Origin of the sequence: Synechococcus sp. RS9907 (genome assembly GCF_014279615.1) — a bacterium.
In the GTDB taxonomy this organism is placed as follows: Bacteria; Cyanobacteriota; Cyanobacteriia; order PCC-6307; family Cyanobiaceae; genus Parasynechococcus.
Map to the genome: position 1 here is coordinate 1918813 of NZ_CP047944.1, position 13390 is coordinate 1932202.

General features: G+C 52.9%; 13 protein-coding genes. 3 read left to right on the forward strand and 10 right to left on the reverse strand.

The features are described from left to right. Window positions 1-108: 108 nt before the first annotated feature. The 10 genes from SynRS9907_RS10625 to SynRS9907_RS10670 all read right to left on the reverse strand — a co-directional run bounded on the left by SynRS9907_RS10625 (window position 109) and on the right by SynRS9907_RS10670 (window position 9796). Complete coding sequence (locus SynRS9907_RS10625) at window positions 109-351, reverse strand: hypothetical protein (RefSeq protein WP_188020978.1); 243 nt, start codon at window positions 349-351, stop codon at window positions 109-111. Window positions 352-412: 61 nt separating this feature from the next. Continuing rightward, the gene (locus SynRS9907_RS10630) at window positions 413-2035 is read right to left on the reverse strand and encodes a phage major capsid protein (RefSeq protein WP_188020979.1); all 1623 of its coding nucleotides are present in this window, start codon (window positions 2033-2035) and stop codon (window positions 413-415) included. A gap of 649 nt (window positions 2036-2684) precedes the next feature. Continuing rightward, window positions 2685-3620 carry a hypothetical protein gene (locus SynRS9907_RS10635; RefSeq protein ID WP_188020980.1) on the reverse strand — a complete coding sequence of 312 codons (936 nt, stop codon included), beginning with the start codon at window positions 3618-3620 and terminating at the stop codon, window positions 2685-2687. Beyond that, entirely contained in the window at window positions 3617-4843 is a 1227-nt protein-coding gene (locus SynRS9907_RS10640) for an AAA family ATPase (protein WP_188020981.1), read from the reverse strand. Before SynRS9907_RS10640 ends, SynRS9907_RS10635 begins: the two co-directional genes overlap by 4 nt. Next, window positions 4828-5124, reverse strand: coding sequence for a hypothetical protein (locus SynRS9907_RS10645; protein WP_188020982.1), 297 nt, complete (start codon window positions 5122-5124; stop codon window positions 4828-4830). Before SynRS9907_RS10645 ends, SynRS9907_RS10640 begins: the two co-directional genes overlap by 16 nt. After that, complete coding sequence (locus SynRS9907_RS10650; protein ID WP_188020983.1) at window positions 5121-5411, reverse strand: hypothetical protein; 291 nt, start codon at window positions 5409-5411, stop codon at window positions 5121-5123. Before SynRS9907_RS10650 ends, SynRS9907_RS10645 begins: the two co-directional genes overlap by 4 nt. Before the next feature lie 239 nt (window positions 5412-5650). Then, entirely contained in the window at window positions 5651-6052 is a 402-nt protein-coding gene (locus tag SynRS9907_RS10655) for a hypothetical protein (protein ID WP_188020984.1), read from the reverse strand. A gap of 229 nt (window positions 6053-6281) precedes the next feature. Further along, window positions 6282-7502: a site-specific integrase gene (locus SynRS9907_RS10660; protein ID WP_188020985.1), complete on the reverse strand. Its 1221-nt coding sequence runs from the start codon at window positions 7500-7502 to the stop codon at window positions 6282-6284. Window positions 7503-7715: 213 nt separating this feature from the next. Further along, window positions 7716-8804, reverse strand: coding sequence for a hypothetical protein (locus tag SynRS9907_RS10665; RefSeq protein WP_255445889.1), 1089 nt, complete (start codon window positions 8802-8804; stop codon window positions 7716-7718). Beyond that, on the reverse strand, window positions 8801-9796 hold the full coding sequence (locus tag SynRS9907_RS10670) for a hypothetical protein (RefSeq protein WP_255445890.1): 996 nt from the start codon (window positions 9794-9796) through the stop codon (window positions 8801-8803). The genes SynRS9907_RS10665 and SynRS9907_RS10670 overlap by 4 nt, the downstream gene beginning before the upstream one ends. 226 nt (window positions 9797-10022) lie before the next feature. Between SynRS9907_RS10670 and SynRS9907_RS10675 the strand changes: the two genes are divergently transcribed. Genes SynRS9907_RS10675 through SynRS9907_RS10685 form a run of 3 tightly spaced genes read left to right on the forward strand, consistent with a single transcriptional unit; the run spans window position 10023 to window position 13290 of the window. Next, window positions 10023-10649: a succinate dehydrogenase cytochrome b subunit gene (locus SynRS9907_RS10675; protein ID WP_188020986.1), complete on the forward strand. Its 627-nt coding sequence runs from the start codon at window positions 10023-10025 to the stop codon at window positions 10647-10649. Beyond that, complete coding sequence (locus SynRS9907_RS10680) at window positions 10646-12565, forward strand: fumarate reductase/succinate dehydrogenase flavoprotein subunit (RefSeq protein ID WP_188020987.1); 1920 nt, start codon at window positions 10646-10648, stop codon at window positions 12563-12565. The genes SynRS9907_RS10675 and SynRS9907_RS10680 overlap by 4 nt, the downstream gene beginning before the upstream one ends. Next, a complete protein-coding gene (locus SynRS9907_RS10685) occupies window positions 12562-13290 on the forward strand; it encodes a succinate dehydrogenase/fumarate reductase iron-sulfur subunit (RefSeq protein WP_188020988.1) in 729 nt (242 codons plus the stop codon). Before SynRS9907_RS10680 ends, SynRS9907_RS10685 begins: the two co-directional genes overlap by 4 nt. Window positions 13291-13390: the final 100 nt, after the last annotated feature.

Genomic DNA, 13390 nt, shown 5'->3' on the forward strand with positions numbered 1-13390 from the left:
ACGCGGTCACAATCTGGTCCAGCAGCGGGGGACAAATGGTGGACAAACGCCGCTTGTGGACAGGAAGGCCAAAGGCATTGGCATGACAGGGCTTTGCAGCCTGAAATGTCAGCTTTTGGGAGCCAAAGGAACACGGTCCAGCCACTGTCGAGTTTTGACAAATTTTCCGAGCATGATTGCCAAGCCAAAGGGATACTTGTCTGGTTGAACTTCTGGAATCATTTTTTTCACCCTGCGCAGCCATTCTTCGTACTGCTGACTGTCAGCCACCGAAAAATTTAAAAGCCTTGCAACTTGCTGCCGCGAAATTAAACGCGATGGCAAATGCTCTTCATAATCAAGGGCTTTCATAAGGCAATAAAAAAGGGCGGAAACTCCTAAACCGCCCTTCGTTCTGCAAGTTAATTTTAACTCAACTTGCAATTGCGTCAGTCATTGCAGCAAATGATTCAGCATGGCGAACTGCAATATCAATGCTCTGAAGAGCACGAACACCGACAGTACCCTTAGCGAAATCAGTGTATGGATCGGTGAGAATTTCCAACGTGCCATAAAGGCCGATCAGCAGATCCGAAAAATTGCCGTAGATAATGGCAGAAAGGTCTGTGCCGCTTCCTTTTGTCAGATTAGAAGGCACATTGTTGCTGACAACAAAACGACGACCAGCAATTTGTGACTGACCCAGTTCTGACCCGTAAGGAGAAAGAAGATAGGCATTGTTACTGTCGGTAAGCTTACTAATCACGTTCTCGACTTTGGCATTAGTTAGATAGCCACATGTCGGAAGGTCAGCATTATCAACAGCAACTTCTTTTTTCAGATCCAGCAGGTGATCCAAAGTAGGTGCCAACCCATTGGTACCACCGGCCACACTGCCGATACCACTGGTTTGCAAGATACCTGTCGGCTGATTTGAAGAACCAGAACCGTTGATAGCCGCAGAATCAATGGCATCAGCAAGAAGAGCCACAAAGTCGGCGCGAATCAGCGACTCAATTTCGGGCGTACTTTGAAGCTGCATCAACCGCGAAAATTTGCTGTATGCGCCAACAGTGCGTGGCTGCATCGAAACATGCCCAATCGTGCCGGTGCTTTCAGTAACAGCATCAGCATTGTCAGCACCAAACCAGTAAGCGGTGCTGCTGCCGGTGCGCTTGGGAATATTGACGTTACCGACAAGTCCTGGAAGGGTTTGAGCACCAAGTTCAGCAATAGCCAGCCGATCACGCAGGGCATCAATAAACGAACCGGCCAGCAGTTCGGTTTGAATCAAATTGCCGCCAGCAGTTGCAGTACCAGCAGTAAAAGCACGTTTCGACCAAGCCTGTTCAGGAACAAGAAAACCCTGTGTGCGCTTTCCTTCTCGGCGTTGCAGCTCTTGATTAATTTCACGTTCGCGGCCAGCTTGTGACCAGTCACCTGATGCCGCTGCCTGAATGGCGCGCACCATGCTGAACTCGTTGGATTCGCGGGAATACTCGTCAAAGCCAGTGGCAATCGGAGTGACAGGCAGGAATTGGGTTTGAGTCATGGGTTGGGAAACAGATTTTTTTGTTTTGCGAGTTGAACGCTTGTGACTGCGGCCAACACCAACTGATGGATCGCTAGGGACTGACACCAGTGAAATTTCCAAGGGCATCCAGCGCGTCACAACGATGCGACCAGATTCATCAGTTTCTTCTTCGATAATTTCGTAGCCGACAGAGACATTGCGCAAAACACCATGTGCAACATCAGCCCTAGCTTGTTGTGCCAGATCTGACGTACCCCAACGGCAAACTGCGCGGCCTTTGCCACCAGAAATCTCTGCTGACATCACTGCGCCAAGCAGCTTGTCGGCGTTGTGGTTCATCAGCAGCGGCGCACCGTCGTTTAGCCGTGAAAGGTCTACGGCATCAGCATCATGCGACAAAATTTCGGTGCCACGCGGACGGTCAACAGGCATTTCGCTGCTAAACGAAAGCGTGAATTCGTCACTTTCTGCATCTGTATGCTCCAGCGTCATATAGCGCTGGCGTAATTGGCTTGTTCTCATAAATTATGGAAGCCGACACCATCATTTTTAATCAGCAAAACCCAATGTCAAACAGGCTTTTGGGCGGCAAACAGGTCAAAAACCACTACTATCGGCTATGATGGCCAGTTGCCGACTATTTGACCTTATTGGTCCAAAAGCGTCGTTATATGCGCATATAGGGCCTTATACGGCGCTAAAAAGTGGCACATTTTAAGGCCCAACTATTCTGACGCTAGCTTGTCAATGCGGCTCGAGAATACCCTGATTGAAAGCCACAGGAAGAACCTACAAACCGCACAAATACTTAAACAATGCTCGACCCGATTTGTGCTCAATATCAACACCGTGGCCGCCTGGTACCGATCTTGCTTGTTGCTGACCTTGGCGAGCAATGGGAAGCGTATATCGACGGAAGCTTGAAACGAGTCAGCAAGGAATTGGTGTTACCAGCAAAAACACCCGAGACCGGCGACTAACCACAAGTGTCTAAAGCAGTCAGTGCCGAGAGCCGGTACTTACCAGAAGTGTCGATGCGCTCGAGATTGCCACTTGTAAGACTAGACCCACAAAACCAAACCCCTCACGGTGTGGCGAATAGGCGGTGGCAACATTACCGGTGGCAACATGGCGGAAATCGGCAACGGTGCCAGTACATGATTTGAATTTGTCACTTCACCTCAATACTCTCAGCGAAATTCAACACTTGATCCAATAGCTTACGCTCAGCCACTTCTGTTTGCCTTATACGTTGAAGCTCACTTTCATCAATATTTTCCAATATGCAAGAACGAATCATTTGCCTTAGCTTATTTGGCTCAACAGCATCAAGCTCAACGGATACGTTATGACCAAACTTCTTAGCGCGTGTATCGCTTTGCTTAGTTGGCCGAGTAGATAAATTCATATCTTTTATTTGATTCTCATTGATCGCAACCCGCTTAAAATTAAAATGAAAATCACGACTATATTCGCTATCCATTTCAATCAAAAACGAGCGAATACGATCTTCAATATTTCTACTAATATCAACACCAGTAGGGTCAAAATCACCAAAGTAGTAAATAGTAAGCCTAGGCATAGTCCTTACAAGATCTTCATCCTTTTCTTCTATCCATTTGTCTGTCAAAATTTTCTGCCTCCAAGAGATAGTGGCGGCAGCACTACGCAAGAATGACAAAGATGGGTATCCACGACATGGCATCAATGGCACGTCATATTCACTAGTAACGTCATAAAAAACACCAGTCAACGCATCTTTCTCAAGCCATATTTCAACGTAGTTAGAATTTGTCTTAGGATCCCATAATGCACGTCTATATGCTGCTTGTGACTCTTCAAGGCAATCAGAAATTCCACCATAAGTACGTGGCTTATGTTGCCAGCGTGTATGGTCTGCCAACCAATCCCAAGGCAATTCACCAGCCAAACGCATTTCCTTCGTAAGTCGACAAACTACATTTTTATATTCAGATTCTGTTTTTTCAATAACACCCTTAACAGTCAGCGCATAAAATAGCTGGCGCACTGTCATGGGTTGGTATTGTTCACATAGCAAGTAGATTGCTGTTTTGATGTCGTCAATTTGTGATTTAGTGCGTCTCATGACGATTGCTCCTGCGTGTTTAATTGATTTGGCCCATAGACATACCGACAACGACCACCACCAGACGGCAACCGCTTGCGATCTATTTCTGTCTCGATAAAAAGTTCTTTTGCCAAATTGCGTGCATGGCGCTCATTGCAACCCAGCACATCAGCAAGATCCTTACCAGTAAACCACTCTTTACTTTCGTAGATTAATTTCAGGATCTGTTGCTTGTAGTCAATGCGAATAGTTGGCAAAAGACTTTCATCACCAACGCTATGCAACGCCCATGAATAGTCTTCTTCGTTACCTTGCAAATTCCAGACAGTACCCTGCTTGCAATTTCGCTTTCCAAGGCATTTAAGTACAAAGTGTTCGTCAAACTGTGGTTCTTTTGGTTTCCATAAAGCCCAGACATCAGAGACAGCAGCAGTCTTTTGACCGGCACCAATAATGTCATTCATATCAACCTGCTGCCGCTGTGTTTCAGGCTTGCGCAGGTGATCCGTACAAACGATTAGACAATTTTCTTCGTCTGCAAGCTGGCGAAGATCATAAATTTGATATGCGTACTCGGTATCATTAACCCTCGTGCCTTCCTGCGAAAATATCGTTGTAATACTGTCAATAAACACCACTGAATAGCAGTGCTTTCTAATCTTGTTTCTCAGTAAATCCAAATCAAATCTGTGCCAGCCGATATCTGCATTGGTGACAAAATCAAAAGATGCTTGTAGGTCCATGATGGCGAGCTTATTAAACATATCGCCTTCGCTTTCGTCGGCCTGCCAAATAAGCACCTTGCTTTCTACTGTCTCGCATTGGTTCAAAAACTTTGAACCGTCACTAATCGCAGCCGCCATTGCATAGCAAAGCGATGATTTACCAGTGCCTTTTTCAGCGGCAAGAATTACTAAAGCACCAGCAGCACCAAATTCAGAAACAATCCAAACCGTGGGTTTGCGGAGTTTTAGCGACTTAGCAGCGGATCTAGGCTCTGCGGCTTCGATAGGTCTAGACACTTTGGGTATAGACCGGCTCTCGTGACTGACTGATTTAGACGCTTTTGATATAGACCGGCTCTCGGTAGCTTGTGCTTCAAGTCTATTTTTGTTGTCATCAGCCTTACGTTTGGCGAGATATAGCTCAGCCTTAGCTGGATCGTATGTTTCGTTGAAACTAAGAACCTGACGTTGCTGAAGAATTTGAAATTCTGCTTCGCCATCTATTTGACGGTCCATGGCTGCCAAATCATTAGTTGTTCCCTACTTGTTAATCCGTAATTCCATCTATTCTCATCCTCACCAAGCAGTTGCAATGCACGGAGAATTGCAAGCTCACGCCACATTTCTTTTTCGATTTCAAAAATTACCTTTGGATCAGGTACTGGTGTTGTCGGGTCAAGATCGATGTCTAAAGCTTCACGCCTAAGCCGGTCTGCTTTTTGTTTAGCAAGTGCCTGCGCTATTCTGGCCTTAAGTTCAGATTCACTTGACCCGTGTTGGCGCACGGGTTTTTTCATTTATTTCTCTTGGTTTCTAATGCTTCCAACCGTTTAGATGTTGCAGCATTACTGACACGTTGCGATGCCAAAGACTCCAGCACTAAATCATGTGTTTTCTGCCACCGTTCTGCATTAATACGCAACGCTTCAACTAATTGTTGATGCTGCACGATTAAAGTTGATACCAACATGGCAGTGGCCTGATTGCCGTGATCGTTTAAATCGACCAGCAGGTCATCGCACAAAGCTTTGGCAGATTCTTCAATTTTTTGCGCCGTCCAGTAAGGATTATTTTGTGTTGTCATTTTGCAAGCTCTAAATTTTTGACAATAAACTCTTGGCGATAAGCCTCGTCGCACTGGTCAACCAAGAACAACAGCGGACTGTTATTGCTGTTTGGGAATTTACGAACATAGTGGATTCCAGAACGAAAGATGCCAAATTTCCTGTAACGGTCAATTGTGCGTTCAGAGACACCAAAATGCTCTGCAATGTCCCGTTTAGAGACATAACGAGGAGATAGATTGTGTTGCATGGCTAAGCGTTAGCTAACGGAAAATGATCCTTGAAATCCATGCTCACCAGCGCGGATCTTTTCAATTTTGCGGCTGGTATCACCAACACCATTGACGAATCGATGATTACCAAAAATCTCGCCACCATTTTCTAAGTGCCGCTGATACTCTTCAGCACACTTCAAAATAGTTTCCTTGTCGGCAAGGTATCCGCGAGCTTGAACTGCGGAAAGTAAATCAGGTTCAACAATTTGCTTGAACGGGTTTGGTGCATCAGGACGACTAACCAATTCTTCTAAATACTGGTACCACCGCCTGTCAGCCAGCACCAGAAAGTCGCGCACCACATCACCACGATTAGAAGTGATGAACTTGCCATTAATTTTGATGTCCGGACTGATCTCCGAAAACTTGTTTGGTTTTTTAGTCATAACAAAAGAAGCAACGGTGGTAACACCTTTGGGCTTCTCTCATCAATCCACCGCACATAATTGTGCGACAGTACGAAACTGAAGTGCTTTAACGGTATGGCGATCTGTAGTCAGTGTCAACACAACGGCTGCCATTAGTTCCTAGTGATTGACTAGATCAAGCTTCAAAAACATTGGTATCACTGGTTTTTGACGGTGTGACGACGCTTATTCACGACCGTGTACTCTTTCAGGCGGTGTTTGCCATCCTGTTGTCCTGACGCGCTCTTGCAAAGTCAGCCCGCATGCTGCGCCGATTCGTATAGGGATAACTTGAAAAATGCACCTGCACGCTGTGTCGCATACTCAAAGCGACATTTTCGGGAATGATGCCGAGCTGATGCGCTCGCAGAGAGTACGAGTGCCGGAAGGAATACGGAACGGCATTTTTACCTTCGGCCTGCATCTGTTCACGCAATTTTCTCCAGCCACGCTGTCGGCCAAGATAAGTATTTGCAGCGCCACGATTCATAACAGGCAGAACAAAATTACCGCTTGAAATTTGCTCAACAATATTCCAATGAATTTCCCTACCTTTAGTATCACGCAGCGGCAAAGGTTGCACTTCTCCAGCAAACGTCTCACCTTTACCAGTTCTTTTGATATAAGTGCAAAATAAGTAGGGTTCGCCACAAGTTTCGTCATATTTTACGATAATGTGATTGCACTCAACAGGACGCACTCCATAAACCGACATTAATTTAATAGCATTGCTCCATCGCAAGCCGGCTTCATCAATTGGGAGCGAATCAATCAGATCAAGTATTTGTTTGTCAGTTAAAGCGTCGCCCTTTTGAGTCTTACCAACACTCTCAATCGGCTTTCTGCCAATATATTTTTTCAAATTATCAGGCGGCAGCCATTTTTCATCAAAACGCAATTCCTCGACACAAAACCTAAAGAATGCTGCCATATATCCTGATGCTTCTTTTCGCTGACCGCTGCCAGATTCCCACTTACCAAGAACTTGACGAAAAATGTCGTTAATCGTAACTACCTTAGATTTATCATTTAAGAGATCAATTGCCATCCCAAGAAAACCTGCATAATTTTCGCGCCATGTAATTTCCTTGATGGCGTTATCTGAACAAGTCTTATATTCGTGGAATTTATCAACAGCAGCTTCCCAATTAATCCGTGCAACAGGTGATTTACCTTCGGCTAATTCTGCCGCCTTTTTTAAATTATGCCCCTGCTGTATGTACGAAAAGATGTTGCGAATTCTGGTGTAAGCATCGCCCCAGTCATCTTCATGCCAGCGATACGAAAGCATGACACTTTCCTGCGGGCAATCAGGGACACGGCGCTTGACCTGAACGCGCCCTTTATTGGGATTAATTGTTAGATACGTCTTCTGAAGTTTGCCTCCAAGCGACTTTACCTGGCCCCGAGCCAGTGCCTCCCAAGCCATGCAGGTGGACAAAAAGTGGACAAAAACAGCTTACAGGGTCCAGACAGCATTAGCCAGCGTTCGCCAAAACCCTTGCAAAAACTGGATTTTGCCTTTTAGCCCTTTCAGCAACTACTACCTAAAACCTGTTCGTAAAGCGTGGGTCGCCTGTTCAAGTCAGGTCATCGGCTTTTTAAGCAGTGGTGCATTGAATCAGCCAGATTCAATGCGCATCTAATTAACACATAGCCGCTTCAATCCCGAAGACGAGCAGAGATCATTCCCGCTGGTGATCCTTCCACTGAGAAGATCATTCCAGGGAATAATCCAGTGATCTGGATTCACATCAGCCAACACGTCAGCCGCCTCAGGATTCTGAAGCACCAGGATCCTTCGCGACCGCAGTTTGAGCTGGCGCCTTAACCAGGGCGTCATGATCGCTTCTTCAACAAGACGCTGGTACGAGCCATCGGCGATCACCCGTTCAAAACCGGTCTGAATCGCGGCTGCCAGCTCCGTGTTCTCTGGAGCCACATAGAAGAAACCCGCAAAGGGATAAACAATCAACAGATGGGGATCCAGCAGCATCTGCGGGTACAACGACCTCACAACCGAATTCTCTGCTTCAAGTTCCGCCAGACCGCGGGGGAACAACTGCACCCGGTTGTCATTCACCAGGCGCAGCAATTTTTCCGACCGGGCGGTGTAGGTGCGCAACCCAGAACGATCGAAAATTTCAACATCACTCCAGCCCAGTCCTTGCACCAAAACGATGCCTTGGAGGTCCTGAAGGCTGCGGATCGTTTGCAGTTCGGCCAGGGATGCCTGATTGGTCCATCCTGCCCGCAGCCCGAGGATTCCACCCGTCACCGGAATGGGCACCGCCCGCAGACGACGGTTCAACTCAGGGCCGGCACCGTAAACACCAACCGAGAGCCGCAGAGGGTTCCGCCGACCCGCCTTCTGCCCTTCCGCGAGCGCTGCAATCGCCTCATCCTGCGGCTGAACGGCAGCGCTGAAACCCAGGGCAAATGGTGTGCCGCTGCGCTCCAGCACCAGCTTCAGCAAGCGAAAGCGAAAGTCGTTCTGATCCTGACCGAGGCGTCGATCCAACACCACGGGAAGCGTGCCTTGCGGCAGTGCTGCAACTTCATCCGCCGTCAGGACATAGCGATCGGGCAACAGCTGGCGGCGTTCCGTCAAGCGGGGCTGAATCAACAGGGCTCCCAGAGCCAGGAGGACCAGCGTCAAGAACGACGTCACCAGAGCCCCCAGCCCCTTGGTCTGCGACTCCGTCATCTCGGTGCGGGATGGTTCAGTCACGGAATGATCATGAATATGGCGAGCAGCGTGATGCCCACATAGCTGGGCAACAGCAGCACGCGCATCACCTGGGAAACGCGCTCGTTGAGAACAATCAGATGGCTGTCAATCAACTCATCAGCCGCCACCACATATAAAATCCCCAGGAAAATAATCAGCTGCAGATTGCCGATGAAGCCCGCCATGGCGGTGACCGGCAGCTTCCCAGCGATGTAGACAAAATTGCCCCCCGCTGACACCACAGCCGCCAGGATCAGATCATCCCGGCTGTGGGTAATCAGCAAACTCATGCAGCACAATCCGATGGCGAGCATGTAGCCGAGAAAATCCGGCGCCACGTAGAGGAGGCTGCGGCGCCGGATCAGCAGATCCAGCGACACGGCCGGTTGACGACGAATCACCTCTCCATCAACGAGGGGGCGCCCAAGCTCACTCATCAAGCTGACGCTCGAGGCATAGGCACCGGGCTGCTCGAGCGTCCAGCCCGGGAGCACCAGATCGGGAGACACGGCAAATGGATCGGGATCGGCAACATCCAGATTCACTGCAGCCAGTGGATCCGCCAGGCCGATCTGGACATGCAGCATCTGGTCGTCAAAGGGATAGCGCTGCAGCCGCCAACGTTTGACCACGGCCGAACGCACCCGGTAGAGGTTCCATGCGCCGGCCGCGGTTTGCTCGTGGCTCACCCGCTCAAACCGCTGAATGTCGCCGTCGTAGATCCCGTTGAGGATCATCAGCTGATCACTGGGATCGGCCTGCGGATCACCAGCCCAGGTGGTCCAGAGCAACATTTCCACAGAGAACTGGTCCTGCAGAAGATCGATATCGCTGATGTTGGTGACGTAGGCGCCGATCCGAAGCGGCGGCCCTGCTGGTTCCACCCGCTCCACCGGAGACGACCCCCAGTCGATCGGAGTGGGCCTCGGGTCGACATCGGCCTTGGCGCTCCATCCCAACTGCGCCATCGACAGGCTGAGCGCGCAGGCCAAAGCAACCCAGACAAGCCGCCATGTCCATCGACGGGACCTCAGCCTCACGCCAGCCAGCGTTCACAACCTCCCCACGATGACAAGGTTGAACGACGGGGACCAGCACGGAACCAGCCTTTTCCACGATCTGAATACGATTGGGTTGGGAATCAATGACGACCCTGATGTCGAAACAACGCGTCGATCGCAGGTATCGTCCCAGCCGAAATCCTGTGGCCTGGGGTTCATGCAGGATCCAACCTTGATGCGCATTGGCTCGGCCATCAGCGGGTTGCTGCTGGTGCTGTTTCTGGTGGTTCATCTGGCCGGTTTGTTGCCCGCGCTGATCGCACCGGTGCAGTTCGAGCACTACGCCACGGCCCTGCATCACCAGCCATGGCTGCCGGTGTTGGAGGTCGGCCTGGCCGCCAGCGCAGCCGTGCATCTGAGCTGCACCATCGCCAAAATGCTGCGTAATCGAGGTGCTGGAAACACAGCGGCGCTGCGTAGCCGTCGCGGTCGTCCCCTGGACGCTCTGGCCAGCCGCAGCAAGATGGCGGCCGGTGTGATCACCCTTGGATTTCTGGCCCTGCATCTGCAACAACTGCGCTGGCCACGCCCGAGCGATGGGCTGGAGCGTGAGCTGCTGCAGCAGGTGCTGCAGCAGCCGATCAGCCTTGTGGTTTATGCCGCCGGCAGCCTGGGCATTGGCCTGCATCTGCTCCACGGCGCGGAAGCAGCCCACCGCAACCTGGGTCTGCTTAACCCGGCCAACGGCCTCAGCATCCGCTGGGGAGGTCGACTCTTGGCGGCGGGAATCGGAGGAGGCTTCCTGCTGATCAGCCTGGGACTGGCCCTCGGAGGGTTGGCATGACAAAGGGCCTGCCTGATCCCAGGATTCCCGCCGGGCCGCTCGCCGATGCCTGGCGACGGACCCGCGAAGGACTGCCGCTAATCAGCCCTCTGCGCAAAGGGCAGATGGATGTGCTCGTGGTGGGCACCGGCCTTGCGGGCGCTTCCGCAGCAGCGACTCTGGCCCAACAGGGCTACCGGGTCACGGTGCTCAGCTTTCACGACAGCCCCCGGCGTGCCCATTCGGTGGCGGCCCAGGGGGGCATCAATGCCGCACGTTCTGTGGCGGTGGATGGCGACAGCGTCAGCCGCCTGTTCGCAGACACCCTCAAAGGCGGCGACTTCCGCGCGCGGGAAGCGGGCTGCCAGCGGCTGGCGGAAATCAGCAGCGGCATCATCGACCAATGCGTGGCCCAGGGGGTGCCCTTCGCGCGCGAATACGGCGGCAGCCTGGCCACCCGCAGTTTTGGCGGGGCCCTGGTGAGCCGCACCTTCTATGCCCGGGGGCAGACCGGTCAGCAATTGCTTTATGGCGCCTACCAGGCCTTGATGCGCCAGGTTGAGTTGGGCCGCGTTCAACTGCTCACCCGCCGGGACGTGCTCGAGCTGATCACCGTGGATGGGGTGGCCCGTGGTGTGGTGGCGCGCCATCTGCTGAGCGGTGAGCTGGAGGTGCACACCGCCCGCACCGTTCTGCTCTGCACCGGCGGTTACAGCAACGTCTACTTCCTCTCCACCAACGCACTGAAGTCGAACACCAGTGCGATCTGGAGGGCCCACCGCAAAGGGGCGCTGTTCGCCAATCCCTGCTTCACCCAGATCCATCCCACCTGCATTCCCAGTGGCGATGTCTTCCAGAGCAAGCTGACGCTGATGAGCGAAAGCCTGCGCAACGACGGGCGGGTCTGGCTGCCCAAAAACCCAGACGAAACACGCCAACCCGATGCGATACCGGAAGAGGAACGCGACTACTTCCTCGAGAGGCTTTATCCCACCTACGGCAACATGACGCCGCGGGACGTCGCCTCCAGGCGGGCCAGAGAACTCTGCAACGCGGGGCGGGGCGTCGGCCCAGGGGGACGCTCGGTTTACCTCGACCTCACCGATGCCATCAGAGCCGAAGGCAAAGACGCCATTGCCGCCCGCTACGGCAACTTGATGACGATGTACGAGCGCATCAGCGGCGATAACCCCTACAAGAAGCCGATGCGGATTTATCCCGCGCCGCACTACACAATGGGCGGCCTCTGGGTGGACTACCACCTGATGAGTTCCATCCCCGGCCTGTTTGTTCTGGGGGAAGCGAACTACTCCGAACATGGCGCCAACCGCCTGGGCGCCAGCGCCCTGATGCAAGGGCTCGCCGATGGCTACTTCATTGCGCCGTCCACGGTCACGGCCTGGCTGGCGGACAACCCGGCGCAGGATGTAGCCACCGATCACCCGGCCTGCCGCGAGGCCTTGGAAAGCACCCAGCGCCGCATCAGCCAATTGATCAACAGCGAAGGCAACACCCCTGTGGACAGCTTCTATCGCGAGCTGGGCAGCGTGATGATCGACCGCTGCGGCATCAGCCGCCATGCCGATGGTCTGCGGGAGGGGCTGCAGCAGGTGAAGGCACTGGAAGAACGGTTCGAGGCCGAAGTACGGGTGCCCGGCGAAGCCAGCGGTCCCAATGCCGAGCTGGAGAAAGCCCTGCGGGTTAAAGACTTCTTCGGGCTGGCCCAGTTGATGTTGCGGGATGCCCTGGCCCGGGAGGAGTCGTGCGGGGCCCACTTCCGCGAGGAATACCAAACTGACGAGGGCGAAGCCCGACGGGACGACGTGAACTTCGCCCACATCGCCGCTTGGGAGTACAACACCAACGGTGAGCCGATCCGCCACAGCGAACCGCTGCAGTTCACCGCGCTGCAACCCAGCACCCGGAGCTACAAATGAAACTCACCCTGCGCATCTGGCGCCAGAGCAGCGCCGATCAACCCGGTGGTTACCAGAGCCATCAGCTGGAGAACGTCTCCCCCAACCTCTCCCTGCTGGAGGCCCTCGATCAGCTCAACGAACAACTGATCAGCGCCGGGGAACGGCCGGTGAGCTTCGAGCACGACTGCCGCGAAGGCATCTGCGGCAGCTGCGGCTTCCTGGTGAACGGCCAGGCCCATGGACCGCGGGCCGCCACCTCCGTGTGTCAGCTCTACCTGCGGGAGTTCAACGATGGTGCGGTGCTGACCCTGGAGCCCTGGCGCGCCAAGGCCTTTCCTCCGATCCAGGATCTGATGGTGGACCGCTCCGCCTTTGACCGGCTGATCGCCGCCGGCGGCTACTGCTCAACGGGCACCGGCCAGGCCCCCGATGGCAACGCCCTGCCCGTGGGCCGGGAGCAGGCCACCAGCGCCTTCAGCACGGCAACTTGCATCGGTTGTGGCGCCTGCGTCGCCAGTTGCCGCAATGCCTCGGCAAGCCTTTTCGTGGCCGCCAAGCTGGCGCACCTGGGGCAACTGCCGCAGGGGCAACCGGAACGGGCCAGCCGCGCCGACGCCATGCAACGCCAGATGGAGGCCGAGGGCTTCGGCAGCTGCAGCAGCAACCTCGAATGCGAGGCGGTCTGTCCTCAGGAGATTTCCGCAGACTGGATCAGCTGGATGCACCGGGAACGCAGAATCTGACTGCGCCAAAACACCACAATCGCTGCTGCACCAGCCCAGAGATCATCAGAAACTTTTTGCCAATAACCAACAACAAATCACTACCGTTTTAAGGATCGAC